This window comes from Synechococcus sp. H60.1 (assembly GCF_047462335.1).
Classification (GTDB): Bacteria; Cyanobacteriota; Cyanobacteriia; order Thermostichales; family Thermostichaceae; genus Thermostichus.
Genome location: NZ_JANSJA010000009.1, coordinates 1 through 22664, shown reverse-complemented (window position 1 = coordinate 22664; position 22664 = coordinate 1). Strand labels below are relative to the sequence as shown.

At 60.9% G+C, this 22664-nt stretch carries 19 protein-coding genes, 1 tRNA gene and 1 pseudogene; 16 read left to right on the top strand and 5 right to left on the bottom strand.

Annotated elements, in window-relative coordinates:
• The 3 genes and pseudogenes from NW852_RS00425 to NW852_RS00415 all read left to right on the top strand — a co-directional run.
• A pseudogene (locus NW852_RS00425) lies at positions 1–313 on the top strand (zinc ribbon domain-containing protein); the annotation flags it as partial.
• 53 nt (positions 314–366) lie between these two features.
• Entirely contained in the window at positions 367–738 is a 372-nt protein-coding gene (locus NW852_RS00420; RefSeq protein ID WP_414366021.1) for a YtxH domain-containing protein, read from the top strand.
• Positions 735–1274: a hypothetical protein gene (locus tag NW852_RS00415; RefSeq protein ID WP_414366019.1), complete on the top strand. Its 540-nt coding sequence runs from the start codon at positions 735–737 to the stop codon at positions 1272–1274. The genes NW852_RS00420 and NW852_RS00415 overlap by 4 nt, the downstream gene beginning before the upstream one ends.
• Positions 1275–1277: 3 nt before the next feature.
• Here NW852_RS00415 and metG read toward each other — a convergent pair whose 3' ends face one another.
• Complete coding sequence (gene metG / locus NW852_RS00410; RefSeq protein ID WP_414366025.1) at positions 1278–2828, bottom strand: methionine--tRNA ligase; 1551 nt, start codon at positions 2826–2828, stop codon at positions 1278–1280.
• Between the two features lie 71 nt (positions 2829–2899).
• On the opposite strand from metG, the gene NW852_RS00405 reads away from it, so the two are divergent.
• From NW852_RS00405 to NW852_RS00395, 3 genes are all read left to right on the top strand, one after another.
• Entirely contained in the window at positions 2900–4771 is a 1872-nt protein-coding gene (locus NW852_RS00405) for an FAD-dependent oxidoreductase (RefSeq protein ID WP_414371024.1), read from the top strand.
• Between the two features lie 37 nt (positions 4772–4808).
• Complete coding sequence (locus tag NW852_RS00400; protein ID WP_414334789.1) at positions 4809–5126, top strand: hypothetical protein; 318 nt, start codon at positions 4809–4811, stop codon at positions 5124–5126.
• 61 nt (positions 5127–5187) lie between these two features.
• Entirely contained in the window at positions 5188–6429 is a 1242-nt protein-coding gene (locus tag NW852_RS00395) for an ATP-binding protein (protein WP_414426378.1), read from the top strand.
• A gap of 82 nt (positions 6430–6511) precedes the next feature.
• Here the strand turns inward: NW852_RS00395 and NW852_RS00390 are convergent, their stop codons facing one another.
• Entirely contained in the window at positions 6512–6829 is a 318-nt protein-coding gene (locus NW852_RS00390) for a DUF3067 family protein (protein WP_414366012.1), read from the bottom strand.
• A gap of 173 nt (positions 6830–7002) precedes the next feature.
• Here NW852_RS00390 and NW852_RS00385 point away from each other — a divergent pair, with 173 nt between their 5' ends.
• On the top strand, positions 7003–7521 hold the full coding sequence (locus tag NW852_RS00385; protein ID WP_414366011.1) for a cytochrome b6-f complex iron-sulfur subunit: 519 nt from the start codon (positions 7003–7005) through the stop codon (positions 7519–7521).
• Between the two features lie 188 nt (positions 7522–7709).
• Positions 7710–8693: an apocytochrome f gene (locus NW852_RS00380; RefSeq protein ID WP_414371021.1), complete on the top strand. Its 984-nt coding sequence runs from the start codon at positions 7710–7712 to the stop codon at positions 8691–8693.
• Between the two features lie 54 nt (positions 8694–8747).
• Here the strand turns inward: NW852_RS00380 and NW852_RS00375 are convergent, their stop codons facing one another.
• Positions 8748–9560: a PhzF family phenazine biosynthesis protein gene (locus NW852_RS00375; protein WP_414371019.1), complete on the bottom strand. Its 813-nt coding sequence runs from the start codon at positions 9558–9560 to the stop codon at positions 8748–8750.
• Between the two features lie 244 nt (positions 9561–9804).
• Here NW852_RS00375 and groES point away from each other — a divergent pair, with 244 nt between their 5' ends.
• From groES to NW852_RS00345, 6 genes are all read left to right on the top strand, one after another.
• Positions 9805–10116, top strand: coding sequence for a co-chaperone GroES (gene groES, locus NW852_RS00370; RefSeq protein ID WP_011430254.1), 312 nt, complete (start codon positions 9805–9807; stop codon positions 10114–10116).
• A 66-nt stretch (positions 10117–10182) separates the two neighbouring features.
• Positions 10183–11817, top strand: a complete 1635-nt coding sequence (gene groL, locus NW852_RS00365; RefSeq protein WP_414366006.1) for a chaperonin GroEL — start codon at positions 10183–10185, stop codon at positions 11815–11817.
• A gap of 273 nt (positions 11818–12090) precedes the next feature.
• Complete coding sequence (locus NW852_RS00360) at positions 12091–12900, top strand: DUF429 domain-containing protein (RefSeq protein ID WP_414366223.1); 810 nt, start codon at positions 12091–12093, stop codon at positions 12898–12900.
• 339 nt (positions 12901–13239) lie between these two features.
• A complete protein-coding gene (locus tag NW852_RS00355) occupies positions 13240–14403 on the top strand; it encodes a GuaB3 family IMP dehydrogenase-related protein (protein ID WP_414371016.1) in 1164 nt (387 codons plus the stop codon).
• Positions 14404–14437: 34 nt separating this feature from the next.
• Positions 14438–14509: transfer RNA gene (locus NW852_RS00350), tRNA-Val, on the top strand.
• Between the two features lie 281 nt (positions 14510–14790).
• Entirely contained in the window at positions 14791–16371 is a 1581-nt protein-coding gene (locus tag NW852_RS00345) for an iron uptake porin (protein WP_414371014.1), read from the top strand.
• Between the two features lie 126 nt (positions 16372–16497).
• Here NW852_RS00345 and NW852_RS00340 read toward each other — a convergent pair whose 3' ends face one another.
• Both NW852_RS00340 and NW852_RS00335 read right to left on the bottom strand, forming a co-directional pair.
• On the bottom strand, positions 16498–17337 hold the full coding sequence (locus NW852_RS00340; RefSeq protein ID WP_414371012.1) for a DUF6671 family protein: 840 nt from the start codon (positions 17335–17337) through the stop codon (positions 16498–16500).
• A 67-nt stretch (positions 17338–17404) separates the two neighbouring features.
• Positions 17405–19111, bottom strand: coding sequence for a SulP family inorganic anion transporter (locus tag NW852_RS00335; RefSeq protein WP_414371008.1), 1707 nt, complete (start codon positions 19109–19111; stop codon positions 17405–17407).
• A gap of 306 nt (positions 19112–19417) precedes the next feature.
• Between NW852_RS00335 and gyrA the strand changes: the two genes are divergently transcribed.
• Together gyrA and NW852_RS00325 are read left to right on the top strand one after the other, a co-directional pair.
• A complete protein-coding gene (gene gyrA, locus NW852_RS00330; protein ID WP_414371006.1) occupies positions 19418–21979 on the top strand; it encodes a DNA gyrase subunit A in 2562 nt (853 codons plus the stop codon).
• 167 nt (positions 21980–22146) lie between these two features.
• Entirely contained in the window at positions 22147–22542 is a 396-nt protein-coding gene (locus tag NW852_RS00325) for a DUF760 domain-containing protein (RefSeq protein WP_414366210.1), read from the top strand.
• Positions 22543–22664: the final 122 nt, after the last annotated feature.

The following is a 22664-nucleotide window of genomic DNA, read 5'->3' as shown; positions in this document are numbered from 1 at the left end:
GGTGGCGCCGCCTGCCTACAGCTCGCAGACCTGCCACCGGTGTTTGTGGCTTGGGTAACGGGAAGAGAAGCATTTTCGTTGTGTGAACCCAGCTTGTGGTTGGGAAGGGGATGCAGATTTGAACGGTGCCAACGTGATTGCCCTTTTGGGGGTCGCTGTAAACCGGCCTAGAGGCCCGTGGTTGGCTTGCCAACTGCAGGGCTACCGTTCGCGTCAGCGGCGCGTAGCGCTTAAAGCCTGCTCCGTACCGCTGAGCGGTCGGAGTCGGGTAGTTTACCCAATTCAACGCCCCCACGGCAGAGCACGGCATTAGATTTTGATAGTCTGGTTTGGGGGCCACCTGCATCCCCTCAACCCTGGCGAGGCATGGCGGAAAACCGGACCGGCGCGTTTATTGGCGGGCTGCTGTTGGGAACGGCGGTGGGCACAGTCATTGGCTTACTCCTGGCCCCCCGCAGCGGACGGGAGACGCGGCGACTGTTGAAAAAATCGGCCGAGGCACTGCCAGAAGTGGCAGAAGATGTGGCTGGCAGCCTGCAGTATCAAGCAGAAAAGTTGTTCGACGCCGCTCAACGGAATTTGGATGAGGCCCTGCTGCGGCTGCAGCAGGCAGCGGCGGTGGGCAGGGAAGCCATGTTGCAGAAACGGCAAGAGCTGATGCAAGCCCAAAACCTGCGTCCCCTCGCCCGGGAGGAAGCTGATTCAGAAGCCCGAGATCGGGAGGAGACAGCAGGATGAGCGATCCGGTCTTTTGGCTGGGCCTCTCGGTAGGTCTGGTAGCAGTGGGTATCTTGGCGGTGATCCTGACCCTGCTGCCTGCCGTCATTCAATTGGGTCGAGCCGCCCAGAGCGTGGAACGCTTTTTCGACACGCTGCTGCGGGAATTGCCCCCTACGCTGGAGGCTTTGCGTCTGACCAGCTTGGAAGTGAGCGAGATCGCCGACAGCCTCGACGAAGGGGTCAAGGGGGCCGGACAGGTGGTGAAGCAGGTGAACCGCTCTCTGGAAGGGGCCCGCAACCAAGCCCGTGGCGCTCAGGTCAATGTCCGCAGCCTTTGGGCAGGGGTACGGGCGGCCTGGCAGGCGCTGTCCAGCGAGACTCCCCCCACCGCCATGCGTAACCCTCAGTTGCGCTCAGGCCAAGCTGGTCGACCTTTTTCTGCTGCTGCGCCAAGCATTCCCTTGGGAGATATGCGCTCTTTTGCCAGCAAGGCAACGCCAGAGGGATCCCCCCCCAATGCGCAGCCTTCCCGACCCGATGCCACCAACCCGTGAGAGCTATCTGAGAATCCTCTGGAAGACAGGCACAGGAGGTTGGGGCTCTTGCCCGGCGGGAAGCCGGCCCCAACTGGCGTCTGGATCCCAGCGCAATTGGGTAACATCCTGCAAAGGAAACCCCATCTGCTGCAGGATCTTGAGGCTGAGGCTAGGAATAATGGGCGAAAGGGCTACCGCCACCCAGCGCACGCTTTCCAAAACGGCGTAGAGGATCTGGGCCACCTGTTCGCTTTGCCCCTGCTTGTGCAGCGTCCAGGGAGCCTGCTCGTCGAGGTATTTGTTGCTGGCTTGGGCCAAGCTAAGGGCTTTGCGGGCAGCGGAGCTGGGATCCAGCCGCTCGTAGGCATCGGCCACCGCCGGGGCTAGGCGCTCGACCAGGGTTTTGAGGGGGTGATCCGCTGCGATCTGCACCGGGGGAATGCGGTAGTCGGGCTGGTATTTTTTGAGCATATTGAGGGTGCGGTTGAGCAGATTCCCCAGGTCGTTGGCGAGGTCAGCATTGAGAACCTCAATGAAGCGGCCCTCGCTAAAGTCGCCATCCTTGCCCAGCTCAATTTCGGTCAAGAAATAGTAGCGCACGGCATCGGCGCCGTAGCGTTGCACCAGCTCAAAGGGATCCAGCGTGTTCCCCAGGCTTTTGCCCATCTTGAGGCCATCTTTGGTGAGAAAGCCGTGGCCAAAGATTTGTTTAGGCAGCGGCAGCCCTGCCGACATGAGCATGGCCGGCCAGTAGATGGCATGAAAACGGACGATGTCCTTACCCACTAGATGCACGTCGGCAGGCCAGTAGCGGCGCAGGGCGTTTTCCAGGGTGGGCTCGTCGTGAGGATCCAAGGCGGCGCTGAGGTAGTTAATGAGGGCATCAAACCAAACGTAAAGGGTTTGGCTGGGATCCGCCGGGAAGGGGATCCCCCAGGAGACGCTGGGGCGAGAGATGGAAAAGTCCCGCAGGCCCTGCTTGACAAAGTTCATGACCTCATTGCGGCGGCTTTCCGGTTGAATGAACTCCGGGTGCTCCGCATAGAGGGCTTCCAGTTTTTCCTGGTAGCGAGAGAGGCGAAAAAAGTAGTTTTCTTCGTCTTTCCACTCCACTTTCTTGTTGGGGTGAAGGGGGCAAAACCCACCTTCTAGGAGCTCTGACTCGTCCTTGAACTCCTCGCAGGCAACGCAGTACCAGCCCTGCTGGCGGCCAACGAAAATATCTCCCCGCTCCCAAACCCGCTGAAAAAACTCCCGCACAATGGCCTTGTGGCGAGGGTCAGTGGTGCGGATAAAGCGGTCGTAGCGGATATCCAGCAACCGCCAAAGCTCTACAAACTGGGCGGCAATCTCGTCACAGTGCTGCTGCGGCGGAAGGCCGCGCTCTTCAGCGGTGCGCTGGATCTTCTGGCCGTGCTCGTCAGTTCCCGTTACCATCAGCACATCCTTGCCCCGCAGGCGGTGGTAACGGGCGATGGCATCCGCTGCCATGGTGGTGTAGGCGCTGCCGATATGGGGGGCAGCGTTGACGTAGTAGATGGGTGTGGTGATGACGAAGGTGGGATCCGGCATGAGCAGTTGCAGCGCTTTCCCCCATGATAAAAGTTGCCGGAAAGTCCGGCAGGCCGAGTTACGGGGCAGGGATGAAGCTGGCATTCAACCTAAAGGGATGGGGCTGCGGTGCCCTGGGGGCCGGGATCTTGGGCGCCGGGGCGGCTCTGGCCCAGCCTCTGCCGGAAACCCGCATCCCTTGCGAGATCCTCATCGCCGGGGGCGGGCTGGGGGGGGTGGCGGCGGCCTACGATGCCCTGCGCTTGGGGCGACAGGTGTGCATGACCGAAATGACCGACTGGATTGGCGGCCAGGTGAGCGCCCAGGGGGTCTCGGCTTTGGATGAGCGGCCCTTGCAGCGGGAAAACGAGATCTTTCCCCAGGGCTATAGAGAGTTTCGCCGCCGGGTGCGGGAAAAGTACGGCGGTGATCCCAACCCCGGCAAGTGCTGGGTGAGCGTGCTCTGCTTCTCACCCCAGGTGGGCCACCAGGTCATCCGAGAGATGTTGGATCCCTACCTGCAGTCGGGGCAGTTGCGGCTGTTTACCGAGACGGTGGTCAAGGACGTGGAGATTGAGAATTACCAAGTCCGCAGTGTGCAGGCCATCCGCAATATTCCCAAACACGCCGGCGTCCAGCCAGAGAATCGGGGGGATCTCTCCACCTACTTGCTGGATTTTTACCGCCTAGAGCCCACCGCAGACTGGGACAAAGAGATCCTGCGCTTTGAGGCGCCGCCGCAGCGGCAGGGCAAAACTTTACCTTGGGTAGTAATCGATGCTACCGAAACCGGCGAGCTGTTGCCCCTGGCGCGAGTGCCCTACCGCCTTGGCACGGATGGGGAAAGCCGCTGGGAGCCCAGCTCCAAGCCCTACAGGGATCCCTACTGCACCCAGGGGTTTACCTACACCTTTGTTATCGAGCGCTCCGCTGTGCCGCAGGTGCCCATCAAGCCGGAGTTCTACAACGACCCGCTGCACGGCCCCTACTACAGCTTTGAACAGCCGCGCTTTAACTTTGCTCTGGTCTTCACCTACCGCCGCATCCGGGGACAGGTATTTGGCTTTGGGGAAGAGGCCATCCGGGTGGGGGATCAATCCCTGCAGAACTGGACCTGGGGCAACGACTGGCGCATCACCGGGCCAGACAAGAACCTCATCCTCACCCACGAGCAACTGCAAGCCTCAGGGCAACTGGATCCCGGCGGCTGGATGGGGGGCTTGCGGGTAGAGGCGCTGCGGCGGGCCGAGCAACATGCTAAAGGCTTCTTCTACTGGTTGGTGGCGGGGCGGACGGATTTTCTCCTGCAGCAGGCGGATCCTGACTTTCAAAAGGACTTTTACCTGCGCTACCGCTACCTCAAAGGGCCCAATAGCCCGATGGGAACTTCCAGTGGTCTCTCCAAGTACCCCTACATCCGCGAGTCGCGGCGCATCCTCGGTCGGCCCAGCCTTGCCTACCCGGAGGGGTTCACCATCTACGAGTCGGATATCACCACGCGGGAATCGGAGCTAAACCGCGGGCGCCCCTTCATCTTCTACGATTCGGTGGGGGTGGGGCAGTACCCTATTGATTTTCACGAGTGCCTGCTGCCCGATTTTTCGCTGCCCCCCAGCCACAACCAAGATGCCCAAGCCCCTACCTACCCCTACCAGATCCCGCTGCGGGCCCTGATCCCCCAGCGCATTGACAATCTTCTAGCTGGCAGCAAGAACATCGCCACCAGCCGCATTGCCAGCGCCTCTTACCGGGTGCATCCTGTGGAATGGGCCATTGGCACGGCAGCGGGTCACACGGCTCACTTTGCCCTGGAGCGGGATCTGATCCCGGCGGAGATCCTGCGGGAGCCGCTGCTGGACTTGCAGCTATTGCCCGCTCTCCAAGCCCAGATCCAGAGCTTGGGCAATCCCATTCAATTTCCTGGCACCACCATCACTGCCACCGACTGGGCCCAATCCCGCTAGCCTAGAAAGGCAGGGTTGGGAGCTGGCCATGGAGGCTATGGGGGTTGAATTTGGGGGACTGGAGGCGATCCGCCCTTCGTTGTGGGCGGCCACAGCCCTCTGGAGCCTGGGGTTGATGTGGGGGTTGTCGCCATTGCACCGCCGCCTGCAGGAGGGTTGGGAAAAGCAGTTGTCCTGGGATCCCAGTGGGGCTCTGGCCTCTCTGCTCAGCGTCATCCCTTTCCTGTTGGCAGCAGCGGTGGTGGTGGCTTTCACCGAGATCTCGTTGGGCAAAAGCTGGGCCGTCTCCTGGGGCCTTATTGCCTGTGTTGGCGGTGGCCTCTATGAGCTAGGCCGGCGGGACAATGCTCGCTAACCCAACGCCGGCCCCTCTCCCTCTGGGAGAGTAGACAATGCTAAGAGCCGTACCTAGAGCGATGACTCCCTTAGAAGAAGCGGCGGAAGCGGCGGCTAAGCTGCTGGTGTTTCGGGAAATCTGCGCCCATCCCCTGGCCCTGGCCTGGCAGGAGCTCATCCAGCAGTTGATGAGCGGGGATCCCCTGCCCTGCTGGAGGGCCTACGGGCGCTGGTTTGAGCTTTTGGCCCGGCAGGGCTTGAGCTGGCGGGAGTGGCTCATCCAGGAAATCCGCTGGGCCGATAACCCCTTCTCGCGGGCGGCGCTGCAACCCCAAGGGATCCCGGCCCCCCTTTTGCAAGCGGCCCGCCACGATCTCCGCTGCCTGCAGATCCTGGCCGATAGCCAGAAGACCATTGCTGAGCAGATGCAGGCGCTGGGCTTGGGGATCCCCTGGCCGGATGAAAACCCCAGCAGCTCTGGCTGGGATCCCCGCCCTTTTGCCGATTGGGGCCAGAGCCTGGAGGCCTTAATTGCCCACTACCGCCAAGGGGGAGTGGGGCTCTATGGTCGCTATTGGGCGTTTCGCTGGGGGCCGGCAGGGCTAGAAGGGATCCCCACTCCCGATCTGCCCGACTGGGAGGAGATCTACGGCTACGAACGGCAGAAACGGCAGTTGGCCGCTAACACCGAAGCCCTACTGCGGGGGGATCCGGCGTTGCATGTGCTGCTTTACGGGGCGCGAGGCACCGGCAAGTCTTCCCTCGTGAAGGCGTTGTTGCGGCGCTACGGCCCCCAGGGGCTGCGCCTTTTGGAGCTGCGACGAGCAGATTTGGCTCAATTGCCGCAGATCTTGGCAGAGCTGGGACAGCAGGCGCTGCCCTTTGTCCTCTTTGTGGACGATCTCTCCTTTGAGGCCGACGAGACCGAGTTTAAGCAGCTCAAAGTGCTTCTGGAAGGGGATCTCATCCCACCGCCGCCCAACGTGCGTCTCTATGCCACCAGCAACCGCCGCCATCTTATCCGCGAGTTTTTTGGCGATCGCCCCCCTCCCCAAGAGCAAGAGGTGCACGCCTGGGATACGGTGCAGGAGAAGCTGTCGCTGCGGGATCGCTTCGGCCTCACTCTCACCTTTGCCCCCTTCGGCCAAACCGACTACCTGGCCACCGTAGAACACCTAGCCCGCCGACTGGGCCTCGACTCTTCTGGGGAAGCTTTGCGCCGCCAAGCCCTCCTCTGGGCGCAACAGCAAAATGGCTTTTCCGGTCGCACCGCCCGCCAGTTTTTGCAGGCTCTGCAGGCCGGCCTGGTGGAAGTTGGATAGCCAGCCGATTGTTGGAGTTTTCGTCGATAGAGGCGAAACTGTCCGTGGCTACCCTTTAGGGAAGAGCCGGGGGCGAGGAAGACTACAGCAGCCACTCGGAGGCGCGTTCTCCCACCCCTTGCAAATCCAAAGGAATGGCCACCGCCTTGCCGATGCGGGGTTTCTGACGGGTAGCCTCAATTTCTCGCTGCACCGCTTCCCACAGGCCCCACGCCTGTAAATGGGCCATGACAGACTCCAGGCGAGCCAGATACTCGGCCTCACTCAAAGGGAAAGAGGGCTGCTCCAGATAACGCCACATCACCAACAGAACCACCCTGTCCCCCATGCGGCGCAGTTGCACGTCGTAGGAATAGCCCCACTTCTCCCGCAGCAAAGCTTGAAAGTCGGATCCCGTCATAGGCTGGCTTGGATCGGGTTTGGACTGAGCTGGGCCGGAGAAGAAAAACCGCCGCCTCTTGCCTTGCACTTCCTTTAGCTTTGCATTTCTTAATGATATTAGCCAAGGGGCTCGGTTACGATGATGTCGTTTGTCAACGAACATTAAAACTTCTCAGGTTTGTACTGGCCATTATGACGGAAGCGGTTAGCAACTTCGAGGCGCCCCCCATGAGCCGGCGGGTTTTTCTGAATGCCCTCCTCAGCGGCTCGGTGGGGGTGGTGGTGGTGGGCACCCTCTACCCGGTGGTGAAGTATTTCATTCCCCCCTCTTCCGGTGGGTCAGGTGAGGGGCTGATAGCTCAGGATGCCCTCGGCAGGCCGATTAGCGTCAGTGAGCTGCTGGCTACCCACGCAGCCACGGATCGGGTGCTGGCCCAAGGCTTGAAAGGGGATCCCACCTATATCGTGATCGACAACGGCGCGGTGGCCAACTACGGCCTCAACGCGGTTTGCACCCACCTCGGCTGTGTGGTGCCCTGGAACGTGGGGGAAAACTTGTTCAAGTGCCCCTGCCACGGATCCCAGTACGCGGCTAACGGCAAGGTGATCCGGGGGCCGGCTCCCCGCTCCCTGGAGCTGGTGAGCGCCACAGTGGACGGCGACAACGTTCGCTTCAGCCCCTGGCAGGGCCCTGATTTCCGTGAGACCTGAAGCACCAGAATAGGCTCCGGAGAGACACTTGTGGTCTAAGTCTGTAACGGGCTACCGCCGGCTCAGAAGTGGGGGAAAAGCCCAGAGAAGTTGCTGCGCTAGTCCTGGCTAGAGCATGAGTTGTCAGCTTTGAGGAGATTGACCCCAAGGGCTTGCGAGAATTTTGATTGAGATTCTGAGCTGAACTTATGAAGCGAATTTACTTGGCCTTGTGTGCGCTGCTGCTGTTGCTGGGGATGGGATCCCGTCCGGCAGCAGCCTATCCGTACTATGCCCAGATGGCCTACGACAATCCCCGCGAGGCCACGGGGAAAATTGTCTGCGCCAACTGCCACCTGAACGCCATGCCCACCCGTGCCGAAGTGCCGCAGGCGGTTACCCCGGGCCAGGTGTTCACCATCAAAGTCGGGATCCCCTATGACTTGAGCAAGCAGCAGGTGTTGGCGGATGGCAGCAAGGGCGGGCTGAATGTGGGTGCCGTGGTGGTGTTGCCGGAAGGCTTCCGCCTGGCCACTGAGGAGGAGATGACGGAGGAGCAGCGGCAGGAAACGGCTGAGACCTACATCACCCCCTACAGCGACGAGAAGCCCAACATCCTTCTGGTGGGGCCCTTGCCTGGCGAGCAGCACCAGGAAATTGTCTTCCCAGTGGTGGCTCCTGACCCGGCGCAGGATCCCGCCGTGGCTTTCATGAAATATCGGGTCTACATCGGTGCCAACCGCGGTCGTGGCCAGATCAACCCCGATGGCAGCCTCAGCAACAACAACGTCTTCCGCGCTCCCGCCACTGGCCGCCTAGCCAGCATTGCCACCGTCGAATCCGACCTCAGCGACCTGCCGGCTGAGCTGGCCGCCCTGGTGCCGCCCGAATACGAGTTGCCAGGCACGCGGGTACTCAGCTTCGAGACCGAAGGCGGACTGAAGCACCTCGTGGTGCCGCCAGGGCCGGAGTTGGTGGTTAACATTGGCGATAGCGTCAAAGAAGGGGATCCGGTTACCAACAACCCCAACGTAGGTGGCTTTGGCCAAGTAGAGCGGGATCTGGTGCTGCAGAGCCCGGATCGGGTGAAATGGCTGGTGGCCTTCCTAGCAGCGGTGGCTATCACGCAGCTTCTGCTGGTGCTCAAGAAAAAGCAAGTGGAGCTCATTCAAGCGGCAGAACTTTTGGGCTAGCCCAACTGTTCCAGTACTTTTCCAGAACCCCGGAATCAGCCGGGGTGTTTTTTTCTAGGGAATCCGTAACTCTCCCGCCATTACCAGCACGGCTTGTCCAGCAATCTCCACCCGCGGGCCGCGATGGTGGCACCAGAGCTCGCCTCCCCGCGCCGAGAGCTGCCGCACCCTGAGCTCAGTTCGGCCTAGGCGCTCTGACCAATAGGGCACCAACAGACATTGGGCAGAGCCAGTTACGGGATCCTCCGGGATCCCCAACTGGGGGGCAAAAACACGACAGACAAAATCCGGCTCTCCTTCCCTCTCTGCCCCAGAGGCGGTGACGATCAACCCCGAGACAGGCAGCGTCTGAACCCGATCCAACTCCGGCTGCACCTGCTGCACCTGTTGTGCCGAAGCCAGCACCGCTACCCCCATGCTGCCGCGGTACAGCTCTACAGGTGGGATCCCCAGAGCCGCGGCCACTTGCTCCTGGCCTTCTGGCCAGGGTTCCGGGAACTGGGCGGGAAAATCCATCGCCAGCCGCTCCCCCTGCCGCCGCACCTGCAGCCGGCCACTGCGGGTGGAAAAGGCCACCTCCTGAGCTTTTGGGTGAATCTCGGTCAAGAGCACATAGGCACCGGCCAAGGTGGCATGCCCACAGAGTTCTACCTCGGTGGTGGGAGTAAACCAGCGCAGCCCGTAGAGGGGAACATCGCCCAGGGATCCCTGGAGGAGTAAAAAAGCCGTCTCCGACAAGTTGTTCTCCGCCGCAATCGCTTGCATCAAAGCTGCCGGCAGCTCCTGAGGCGGCAAACACACCGCTGCCGGATTGCCCCTAAAAGGCACGGCCGTAAAGGCATCCACTTGAAACAACGGGATCCGCACCTGCTTGTTCAGCCCACCTCATGCCATGATCCCACAACAGGCCTAGAAGTAGAGAGATCCGCACCCAACCGTACCCGGCAAAAAGGGGGATCCCGCCAAAAGGGGCTATTGTCAGGCTGGAAAGTCGACTGATAGACTAGCACTCGTAAGCCGAGAGTGCTAAAACCTCGACTACGGAAGCTTAGGTTTGCGCTCGATACAACCCTTCAGCCTCGCGTTTTAGGCCTTACGGAGGATATTTGTCATGGCTGCAGTAACTCTCAACGTCTCTACGCTGAAGCCGCTAGGCGACCGCGTGCTGGTCAAGATTGCCCAGCAGGACGAAAAAACGGCGGGTGGCATCTTTTTGCCCGATACCGCCAAAGAAAAACCCCAAGTGGGGGAAGTGGTCGCAGTTGGGCCTGGCAAGCGCAATGACGAGGGCAAATTGATCCCGATGGAACTGAAAGCTGGCGACAGAGTGCTCTACTCCAAGTACGCCGGCACAGAAGTGAAGCTGGGCAGCGATGAGTACGTGCTGCTGGCTGAGCGGGATATTCTCGCAATCGTTCAGTAATTTTCAGTCCTTCAGCGATCGATCCTCTACATCGCCCTTAGTCCATTTACGTTTGAGAGGTTGAGTATGGCCAAGTCAATCATTTTTAGCGAAGAAGCCCGTCGCGCCCTTGAACACGGCATGGATATTTTGGCAGAAGCCGTAGCCGTTACCCTTGGCCCCAAAGGACGCAATGTTGTGCTGGAGAAAAAATTTGGCGCACCCCAAATTGTTAACGATGGGGTGACCATCGCCAAAGAAATTGAGCTGGAAGACCATATTGAAAACACTGGCGTCTCCTTGATTCGTCAGGCGGCTTCCAAGACCAACGACACGGCTGGTGACGGCACCACCACTGCCACCGTCCTGGCCCATGCCATGGTCAAAGAAGGGCTGAAAAACGTAGCCGCCGGCGCCAACCCGATTGCCCTTAAGCGCGGCATTGACAAGGCGGTGAAGTTCCTGGTGGACAAGATCGCCGAACATGCCCGCCCGGTGGAAGACTCCAAAGCCATTGCCCAGGTGGCGGCCATTTCCGCCGGCAACGATGAGGAAGTGGGCCGCATGATCGCCGAGGCCATGGACAAAGTGGGCCGCGAAGGGGTCATCTCCCTGGAAGAAGGCAAGTCCATGACCACGGAGCTGGAAGTGACGGAGGGGATGCGCTTTGACAAAGGCTACATTTCCCCCTACTTCGTCACCGACACGGAGCGGATGGAGGCGGTTCTGGAAAACCCCTACATCCTGATTACCGATAAGAAAATCACCCTGGTACAAGACCTGGTGCCGGTTCTGGAGCAAGTGGCCCGCGCCGGTCGTCCGCTGCTGATCATCGCCGAAGACATCGAGAAAGAAGCCCTGGCCACCCTGGTGGTGAACAAGCTGCGGGGCGTGCTGAGCGTGGTAGCGGTGAAAGCGCCTGGCTTTGGGGATCGCCGCAAGGCCATGCTGGAAGACATCGCCATCCTGACTGGCGGTGAGGTCATCAGCGAAGAACGCGGCCTGAAGCTGGAGAACGCCCGTCTCGACTCCTTCGGCTCGGCCCGTCGCGTCACAGTAACCAAAGACCACACCACCATCGTGGCGGAAGGCAACGAAGCGGCTGTCAAAGCCCGCTGCGAGCAAATCCGTCGCCAAATTGAGGAAACTGACTCCACCTACGACAAGGAAAAACTGCAAGAGCGTCTGGCCAAGCTCTCCGGCGGTGTGGCGGTGATCAAAGTAGGCGCGGCTACCGAAACCGAGATGAAGGATCGCAAGCTGCGCCTGGAGGACGCCATCAACGCCACCAAGGCGGCGGTGGAAGAAGGGATCGTCCCCGGCGGCGGTACCACCTTGGCGCACCTGATGCCGGTGGTCACCGAGTGGGCGCAGGCCAACCTGTCTGGCGATGAGCTGGTGGGGGCCATGCTGGTTGCCCGCGCTCTGGGCGCTCCGCTGCGCCGCATTGCCGAGAACGCCGGCCAGAACGGCTCGATCGTGCTGGAGCGGGTGAAAGAGAAACCCTTCACGGTGGGTTACGACGCCCAGAACGACGCCTATGTGGATATGTTTGAAGCGGGCATCGTTGACCCGGCCAAAGTCACTCGCTCTGCCCTGCAAAACGCCGCCTCGATTGCCAGCATGGTGCTCACCACCGAAGCGATTGTGGTGGACAAGCCGGAGCCCAAAACCAACACGCCGGCAGGCAGCAGCAGCGGCATGAATGACTACGACTACTAATCGTTCGGTGAGGGCAAGACGGGTTCTCGCTTGCTGCAGAAACCTTGTTACCTCGCCAGTCTGTAGTCAACTGCCTTGAATAGATCTTTCGGGATCCCCCTCAGCGGGATCCCTTCTTAGGTTTTGAGGTGGATGTTAGAGGACGGTTCCAAATTGGATAGAGGCAGTGCGAGGGCGTTACTGGCAGTCGAACAGCGAGGGAACCCTACTTCCCTCTCCCTCTGGGAGAGGGGCTGGGGGTGAGTCCTCGGTCAAACGTCCGGGGAAGGCAGTGTGGCTCGGTTGATCTGCATTGGTCTAGACTTGGCCTGGTCAAGCCGCAACCCCTCCGGGGTGGCGACGTTGCACGTCGAGATCGAAAATCCTGACGCCCAAGCCTTGACGGGCCGCCTGCTGGACAGCCGCATCCTGCAAACCGACCCGGAAATTGTGGACTACATCCAAGCCCAAGCCGGAGGGGATCCCTGCCTGGTGGCGGTGGATGCTCCCTTGCGCGTCCCCAACCTCAGCGGCCAGCGGCGGGCCGAAGCCGAGTTGAACCGAGTATTTCGCGCCTATGCCGCCGGCGCCCACCCGGCCAACCGCCGGCTCCTGGAAAAAAACGGCCAAGTGCGAGGGGAAGCTCTGGTGTACGCCCTCTCGCGTTATGGCTTTCGCGAGCAGGCCAGCATCGAGCAGGGATCCCTCGCCCGCCAGATCACCGAAGTCTTCCCCCACAGCGCCATGGTGAGCCTGTTTGGCCTCAGCCGCAGCCTCCCCTACAAGGCGCGTCCCCGCCGCACCTGGCTGCAACGAGAACAGGCGTGGCGGCTGTACCAGCAACATCTGCGGGCCTTGGCCAGCGCCGACCCTGCCCTGCGCGGCCACGAGCCCCTGCTCCAAGTGGAGGTGGGCTCCCTCAGGGGCCGCCAACTCAAAAACTATGAAGACCAAGTCGATGCCTTGATGTGCGCCTACATCGCCCTCTACGGCTTTCGCTGGGGATCCCAGCGCTGCCACAGCTTCGGAAGTCTGCAAGAAGGGCACATCTTCACACCCCTACCCCCGTCATTGCCAACGCCTCCCGACCCTTATCTTCGTTGAGTCAACACACCATGGCTTACGCCACGCTGCGCGAATAGATAGAGTACGCGCTTTACGCTTCACCGACTTGTTGGTACAGAGGTCTCAGCGTGCTGCCACCGTGCAACCCACGGCGGGAAACTCTCCAGAGATTGAACTGGTTCTTCTCAATTGCAGCACGAACGGCTTTCATCCCGACACGGATTGGCTCTTGAGTCAACACAATTCACCCATACACTGCGGGGCTTCCCGCGGATTCAGCTCAACCGGAGGGAAAACTGGGCTCTTGCTAGCCTCGAATCACCTCTTGGCGGCATGATTAAGAGAAGGGGATCCTGCTGTCAAAGGGAAGGGAAACAAATGAACGTACAACTGGGCCGCAACCGGCAGGCAAGACGCGCTTACGGGCTAGATGAGATTGCTCTGGTGCCGGGCAGGCGAACTCTGGATCCCAGTTTGGTGGACACCCACTTCACCTTGGGAGGGATCCAACGGCCCATCCCCATCATTGCCAGCGCCATGGACGGCGTGGTGGATGTCAAGATGGCGATTTTGCTCTCCAAGCTGGGGGCGATGGGCGTGCTGAACCTGGACGGGATCCAAACCCGCTACGCGGATCCCGACGAGGTGCTGGATCAGATTGCTGCGGTCGGCAAAGACGAGTTCGTCCCCCTGATGCAGCGCCTTTATAGTGAACCCGTCAAGCCGGAGCTCATTCAAGAGCGCATCCGCCAGATCAAAGCCGCCGGCGCCATTGCCGCCGCTAGCTGTGTGCCCGCCCATGCTACCCAATACGGCCCCCTAGTGGCGGAAGCAGGCGGGGATCTGTTTTTCGTCCAGGCCACCGTGGTTTCCGTCCATCACAAAGTGCCTGAGGGTATGCAAAAGCTGGATCTGGCCGCCTTCTGCCGCTCCATGACCATTCCCGTGGTGCTGGGCAACTGCGTCACCTATGACGTCGCCCTGGAGCTGATGCAGGCCGGAGCGGCTGGAGTGCTGGTGGGTATTGGCCCCGGTGCTGCCTGCACCTCCCGCGGCGTGCTAGGAGTAGGGGTGCCCCAGGCTACCGCCATTGCTGACTGCGCTGCCGCCCGCGACCAGTTCTTGGCCGAAACCGGCACCTACGTTCCCATCATTGCTGACGGCGGCCTGGTGACCGGCGGCGATATCTGCAAAGCCATCGCCTGTGGAGCCGACGCCGTGATGATTGGATCCCCCTTAGCCCGCGCTCAGGAGGCCCCCGGTCGCGGCTTTCACTGGGGCATGGCCACCCCCAGCCCTGTTTTGCCCCGCGGCACCCGCATTCGGGTGGGATCCACCGGCACCCTGGAAGAGATCTTGTGCGGCCCTGCCCGCCTGGATGATGGCACCCACAACCTCTGGGGCGCTCTGCGCACCAGCATGGCCACCCTGGGTGCCGCCAACCTCAAAGAAATGCACCAGGTGGAGATCTGCATCGCCCCTTCCCTTTTGACCGAGGGCAAGGTGTACCAGAAGGCGCAGAGCCTGGGCATGGGGAAATAGTCTCTCAGGAAATGCTAGACTCAGGGAGCCGAGGGGGCGGTTAGCTCAGCGGTAGAGCGCCTGCCTTACAAGCAGGATGTCACTGGTTCGAGTCCGGTACCGCCCATCCCCATTCAGGCTGGCAGCTTGGGATACACCCGCTAGCCAGGGCTGGATCCCTGAGGTAGAGTAATGAATGTGGAGCCTGGATCATCTACCACCGTTGGGTCTCGCATTGAGTCTGGCTCAAAAAGTGTGTAAAGTGGTAGACGACATCGACTGGGGCTGTACTATGTTCTTCTAAAGTCCGCAATTGTCAGGCTCGCTCACGAGTTAGACAGCTTGTTACTTTGAGAAGACACTGCTACAGCCAAGACAGGTGTGAGGACAAAGAAGAAGGAGAGAAACATGCCCGCGAAACACGCGAATCCCTGGAAAACGCTGCTGGCTGGCACCCTGGGTGCAGCGGCAGTCTTGACTCCTGGAGTGGCCTATGCCCAAGCTACAGGGCCTGTCACTTCGATCTCTGAGCTTTCCGATGTTCAGCCTACTGACTGGGCATTCCAGGCACTGCAATCGCTGGTCGAGCGCTACGGCTGTATTGCTGGCTACCCTGACCGCACCTTCCGCGGCAACCGGGCTATGACCCGTTTTGAGTTTGCCGCCGGGATGAACGCCTGCTTGGATCGCATCAACGAGCTGATTGCCGCTGGCCTGGCCGACAAGGTTTCCAAGGAGGACTTGGCTACGCTGCAGCGCTTGCAAGAGGAGTTTGCCGCCGAGCTGGCGGCCCTGCGGGGACGGGTCGAGGCAGCAGAGGCTGATATCAACGACCTGAAGGGCAAGGTCTTCAACCCAGTCACCAAGCTCAATGCCCAGGTGATCACTGCTATCCTGGGCAGCGCCCTCACCGACGACCGGGTGGTCAACAACAGGGTGGTGGCTGAGAAGGATCAGGCGAACATGACCCTGCCCTACCGGGTGCGCTTGAACTTCGACGCTTCCTTTGCTGGGCGTGACCGTCTGCGCATTCGTCTGCAGGCTCGCGATGCGGTAACCACCTTCTTCGCAGGGGATCCGGGCGTTGGCTTCCAAGGGGGGGGTGGTGGCACCTTCACACTGGCCCAGTTGGTCTATCAGTTCCCTGCCTTTAACCGCGCTGCCACCATCTACGCTGGCATCACGGGCACTGGGGTGTCCAGTGTCCTGCAATACAGCGTCCCCTTCGATGCCCTCTCGGACTTTGCCGACCTCCCCAACTCCACGGGAGATGTGCCCAGTGGCACGCTGTTTGGCTTCCGCTATCGCCTCAGCGATCAGTTTCGTCTGGCCTACGCCTACAGCACCCGCGGCGGTCAGACCTTGGGCAGAGGTTTCGGTGACAGCGGTTTGACCGGTAACGACAGTGCTCACACGGTGGAGCTGGGCTTTCTGCCGACGGAAAATCTGGAGCTGTATTTGCAATTTGCTTCCACCTATCTGCAGGACGCTAGCCGCGGCCCCGGTTTCCTGGCTACCGGCAGCAGCCTTTTCCGCGGTCCGCTGCGCCGGAATGACGTCACCCCCTCGGCTCGGGTCAATGCCTTTACAGTGGCTGCTAACTGGGAGCTGAGCCCCCGCATTATCCTGTCCGGCTGGTTTACGGCGGGCAACGTTGACTATAACCTGCCCAATGTGGTGCCGGCTGGCACTATCGATCCCGGCGATGAAGACTTCAACGGGTTCTTGCTTGGTTTTGCCTTCCCGGATCTCTTCATTGAGGGTGCCAAGGGTGGTGTAGTCTTCGGTCAGCCGATTGTGACTACAGACAACGACGGGGTTTGGGATACTCGGCCCTTCATTGTGGATGTCTACTACAGCTTCCCAGTGAACGAGTACATTACCCTGACGCCCGCCGCCTACTTTGTGAGCAACCCCAATGGGGGCAGACCAGGGGACAACGACCCGACCATTGGTGTGGGCGCTCTGCGGGCAGTGTTCACCTTCTAATCCCTTGCTCTCCTGCCTAGGTTAAAAACAACGGAGGGATCCGCCGCAGCGGATCCCTTTTTTATGGAAAGTCTCCCAAGCCTTGCCCTGGAAGACATCGAGCAAGTTGGAGCGGGCGCCGGGAAGCTAGGGGTTACAAAAGGCGCACTGAGCCGGATCTGCCCAGGTCTCTGCCACAGGCTCGGTGTGGGTGTGGGAACAGCGGGCACAGCCATACACCCACGCCTTGGTTACAGGGGTGGGAGCACCACACTGGCCGCAGGGCAGCCCAGGCAGCGCACGGATGCGCCAGTAGCCGGGAGTGCCGCAGGCGGGGCAGAGGCTTTGGGCTTTGGCGATGAGGTTTTGGGTGGCTGCCGCAATCACCTGCAGGCGGGTTGGGTTGTACAGGGCCCGCATATCGGTTTCCAGGTGCAGCCCTCCCTGGCGGGCCAGCAGCTCTTCCACCACCTGCTTTAGGGTTGCTTCGTCTTGGATCCCTTTGTGGATAAGTTGGGGGTTTTCCGGCTGGTCGAGGGCGATCAGGCCGTGCTGTGGGAACCCCACCTGTCGGGCAAAGTCGAGCGCTTCTGCCCAGCTCTGCACCCAGCGGTGGCTGAAATTGGTTTGCACGCTTTCTGCATAGCCCACCAGCTCCAAGGGATCCGCGTCAGGTTCAAAAACCTTGAGCATGACCCACTCCTGGTTCCAAGGGATCCAGGGAAGCTGGGGGTGGGGGCCGAAAGATCCCTCGCTGGCCAAAAGCAAGGGGGCAGGACAAACTTGGCGGGCTCTCTCAATCTTTAGGCGTAGGGTGTGGATGGGATCCCCCGGTCGGGGCCGCTCCCGTGAGAAGGTGCCCAGTTGGTCGGTGTCGAGAGGTACCACTTGCACCTGGATCCCCAAGTGTTGGGACAAGAGGGGGGCGACCACTTGCTCCTTGCGATGCAGGGTTGCCAAGTAGGCAACCCGACCTTTCCATTGCATAGACTCAGGCCCGACCCCGATCCGGCAAACGAAGTCTACAGCTTTATTGTTGGGCTCATCGGATGGCTCAAACCAGGGGACTGGGTTCTGCCGCCAAGCCCAACTGGGCGACGGCCTCGGCCAAAGCGGCCTCCCGGCTCTCCACAAACCGCTCTGCCGGCAAGGGCAAACGTAGGCTTTCCAAGCGCTGTCGGATCCGGCTCCTGGCCCCGACAATCCACACCTGCTTGCCGCGATCTAGAGCCTCACGAATGGCATTTTCCAGAGAGAGTGTCGCCGAAACCCCCAGCATCGGTACATCCGACAGATCCACCACCAAAGCTTGGCAAGAAGCCACCGCCTGGTGTTGGCGGGAAATGGCCTGGGAAACCCCGAAGATCATCGGGCCGCTCAGGTAAAACAGCAGCACCTGGCCGCGGCCCTGGCGCAGCAATTCCTTTTCCCGCGGCGTGAGATCCACCGCATCATCCGCATCGGTAATGGCTTTCACCTCTTCCGACTGCAGCTCGCTCAAGCGCTGGATGGTGAGCAAGTTGGCCACAAACACCCCCACTCCCACGGCAGCGATGAGATCCACGAACACCGTCATGAACATCACCCCGTACATGATGGCCGCCCCTTTGAGGGAGAGGCGGTGGGCCCGCTTCAGGAAGCTCCAGTCGAGGATATCCACCCCCACCTTAAAGGCGATCCCCGCCAGCACCGCCATCGGGATCCCTTGGGTGAGGGGAGCGGCAAACAGCACCACCATCAAGAGGATGAGGGCGCGGGTGATGCCCGCCAAGGGCGTACGTCCCCCCGTCTGGATGTTCACCACCGTGCCCATGGTCGCCCCTGCTCCCGGCAACCCCCCCAGGAAGCCGGAGACCAGGTTGGCGATCCCCTGCCCGATCAGCTCTTGGTCAGAGTCGTGGCGGGTGCGGGTGAGGTTGTCGGCAATCACCGCCGTCAAGAGGGTGTCGATGCAGCCCAGCATGCCCAGCACCACCCCGTCCAACACCAAGCTGGCCAAAGATGAAAAGGGCAACTGTGGCCATTGCACCTGGGGCAAGCCGGTGGGGATGGGGCCAATGCGCCGCAACTCCCAGTCAGCCATGAACCAGTTGGCCACCAGCGTTCCCAGCACCAGGGCCACCAACTGGGGCGGCACCGCCCGTCGCCAGGGCTTGGGATAGAAAAAGAGGATGGCCAGCGTCAGCAGCCCCAACCCCAGTTCCGGCACCTTGAGGTTAAGCAGGTAGGTCGGCAGGTTCTGCACCGACCCGATCACTCCCCCCTGGCTGGCGTGGCCCAACAGCGGCGGGATCTGCAGCAAAATCATGATCCAGCCAATTCCCGACATAAAGCCGGAGATGACGCTGTAGGGCATGAGGGTGATGTATTTGCCCAGCTTCAGGGATCCAAACAAAATTTGAAACAGGCCCCCCAGCATGACCACGGTGAAAGCTGGCCCCAACCCCTGATCCGGATAGCTGGCGGTAACCTTGGCAACCACCGCCGTCATCATCACCGTCATCGGCCCGGTGGGTTCGGAGATAAGGGTGGGGGTACCGCCGAACAGGGCGGCAAAAAAGCCCACACACACCGCCCCGTACAAACCTGCCACCGGCCCCGCCCCGGAAGCCACCCCAAAGGCCAAAGCCATCGGCAGCGAGACAATCGCCGTCGTCAGCCCGCCGAAGAGATCCCCACGCCAGTTTTCTAGGCTTAGCCGCCGCTGCCAATCCAGAAATCTCCTACCGCCGGCCTGCTCTTCTTTCGCTTGCTGCAGCATGCTCCACCGCTCTCGACACTATGTAGGTAGGCTACCATTGAGCGTTACCATAAAGACTAGACTAGAGAATAGATTTCTATCTATAAGTTTCTTCAGGGATCCCCTTTCGGCGCCGAGTTTGGGAAACTCTCTCTGCCAAGCAGAGCTGCCTGCCGACAGCCACTCTACCCCAGAATGGTAGACTGGAAACACCTGGATTTTGAGTTACTGCCCTAGGTTGCCGACTGTTGGCGGGCAACAACCTTCTGACCTTGCACCCTGCCCGCGCCCAAGTCCACCGGGATCCCTCACCTCTACCTCCATCCCATGAGCGACAACGAATTGACCGCGCGCATCATCTCCACCGACTTGCAGCGGGAGATGACGCAGTCCTACCTGGAATACGCCATGAGCGTGATTGTCGGGAGGGCTCTGCCAGACGCGCGGGATGGCTTGAAGCCGGTGCATCGCCGCATCCTCTACGCCATGCACGAGCTGGGCCTGACGGCGGATCGGCCTTTTCGCAAGTGCGCCCGCGTTGTCGGGGATGTGATTGGGAAATACCATCCCCATGGGGATCAGGCGGTTTACGAAGCGCTGGTGCGCATGGCCCAGGACTTCTCCATGCGGGAGCGCCTGGTGGACGGGCACGGCAACTTCGGCTCCATCGACAACGACCCGCCGGCGGCCATGCGCTACACCGAGTGCCGCCTCACCGCCTTTGCCCAGGAAGCCCTGCTGCAGGATATCGACGCCAACACCGTTGACTTCATCGACAACTACGACGGATCCCAGCAAGAGCCGCTGGTGCTGCCGGCGCGGATCCCGCAGTTGCTCTTGAACGGCTCTTCCGGGATTGCTGTGGGCATGGCCACCAACATCCCGCCCCACAATCTGGGAGAGCTGGTGGACGGCCTGATTGCCCTCATCCACAACCCCAACCTGACCAGCCTGGAGTTAATGCAATGGATCCCGGCCCCCGATTTCCCCACCGGCGGGCTGATCATGGGCCAGGAGGGCATCCGCGAAGCCTATACCACCGGGCGCGGCTCCATCACCCTGCGGGGGGTGGCCACCATCGAGACCATTGAGCAGCGGGGCCGACCGGCGCGGGACGCCATCGTGATCACCGAGCTGCCCTACCAGACCAACAAGGCAGCCATGATTGAAAAAATTGCCGAGTTGGTCAATGAGAAAAAACTGGAGGGCATTGCCGACATCCGTGACGAGAGCGACCGCAGCGGCATGCGGGTAGTCATTGAGCTGAAGCGGGATGCCCAACCGCAGGTGGTGCTCAACAACCTCTACAAGCAAACCCCCCTGCAGAGCAACTTCGGGGTCAACATGCTGGCCATCCTCAACGGCGAGCCGCGCACCCTGACCTTGCGGGATGCCCTGCAGGCTTTCTTGGATTTTCGGGCAGAGGTGATCGAGCGGCGCACCCGCTATGAGCTACAAAAGGCGGAGGAGCGGGATCACCTGTTGCAGGGGTACCTGGTGGCTTTGGGGCAGTTGGATCGGGTGATTGCCCTTATCCGCGGAGCTGCTGATACTGCCACAGCCCGCGCTGAGCTGCAGAGCCAACTGGGGCTAAGCGAAGCGCAGGCCGATGGCATCCTACAAATGCAACTGCGCCGCCTTACCGCCCTGGAAGCGGAGAAAATCCAGGCCGAACACGAGGACTTGCTGCGGCAAATTGCCGATTTGCGGGACATTCTGACTCGGCGGGAACGGGTGATGCAAATTATCTGCGAAGAGCTGCAGCAGCTTAAAGCCCGCTTTGGGAGTCCGCGCCGCTCCCGCCTCTGCCTCGAGGACGGTGAGCTGGAGGTCGCCGATCTCATCGAGAACCGCGAGACGGTTATCTTTCTCACGGAGCAGGGCTACATCAAGCGCACGGACATCGAAGAGTTTCAGGTGCAGGGGCGGGCCACCCGTGGCAAGGCTGGCACCCGCATCAAAGACGACGATGCCATTGAACAGTTTTTTGCCTGTCGCAGCCACGACACCATCCTCTTTTTCACAGATCGGGGGATGGTCTATACTCTGCCTGCCTACCAGATCCCTCAAGGGAGCCGCACCGCCCGTGGCAGCGCCATCGTCCAGTTGCTGCCCCTGAGCCGGGAAGAGCGGGTTACCTCGATGGTGCCCGTGAGCAAGTTCAGCGACGACGAATACTTGGTGATGCTCACCCGTGGGGGGTACATCAAAAAAACGGCCCTCAGCGCCTTTGCTAACGTCCGCTCCAACGGCCTAATTGCCATTTCTCTGGAGGAAAACGATGAGCTGCGCTGGGTGCGCCGCGCCCGCTCCAGCGACGATGTAGTGATGGCAACCCGCCAAGGCATGTCCATTCGCTTCCGTGCCGACGACGAGCAACTGCGTCCCTTAGGGCGGCCTGCTCGCGGCGTGCGGGCCATCACCCTCAACCCCGGTGACGACATCGTCAGTATGGACATCATTTTCGCCGAGTCGGTGATGGCCGCTGAGCGAGAGGGGGAGGGGCTGGCCAACCCCTGGGTGTTGGTGATCACCAAAGAAGGGCGGGGCAAGCGCTCGGCCATCGACCACTTCCGCCAGCAAAACCGGGGTGGCAAGGGGGTGATCGCCACCAAGTTCCGCCAGGAGTCGGATGAGCTGGCTGCCCTGCGCATCGTCAATGCCGAGGACGAGATCCTGTTGGTAACCGCCAGAGGCATTGTCATGCGCCAGTTGGCCAAGGCCATCCCCACTCAGTCTCGTGAGGCAACAGGGGTGCTGGTGCAGCGCCTGGATCCCGAAGACAGCATTGTAGGAGTGACGGTGGTGCCCGCTTCGTTTATCGGGGATCCGGCAGAAGCTGAAGAGGAGCCGGCAGATGGGCTCCCCAGGCCGACAGTTGATCCCTGAGGTACGGCATTTGCCGCTTGGGAAGGGTGGGATCCCGTACCGAAGGCAGCAAGGCGCAGGTGCTAAGTTGGGCATAGCCCAAATTGCGGGAGCGGTGAGAGCCTGAGGGATCAGGCAGGCCGTCCAGTTGGGCTTTACCTGCTGTGTTTGGGGAGCTTGGTAACTCCATGTCCAGCCCAATCAACTTCATTCCTGGCTTTGAGGCTGTGCCAACGCCTAGCCCCAACAACCGGCTCTGGCAATACCTGCAGTCGCAGGATCCCAGCGTTTTTCAGGATATTGCCCGCAATTCTTCCCCAGAGGTGCTGGAGATCCTGGGCTATAACATCCGCAGCCTGCTGGGCAGTTTGCCGTCCGACCAATTTGGCGTTCAAATCGTCACCAACCGCGAGAGTTTGGCAAAGATGCTCTCGGGTGCCATGATGGGGGGCTATTTTCTGCGGGTGATGGAGCAGCGCCTGGCCCTGGAGCAGTCTTTGGGCAACTCATCCGCCGCTGTCCCCTCTTCCCAACCTCCAACACCGGATCAACCTCCAACAGCGGAGGGAGGCAGCGCCCAGTAGCTCCGGGCTCAGCCTTGCGGGCCTGAAACCAAGTTCAACGTAAGGCGCGGGATTCCCCACCGTATAGACGGTGGGGAGGGATAGCGCCTCCTGACTGATTCTGGATATATCGCTTCACAATT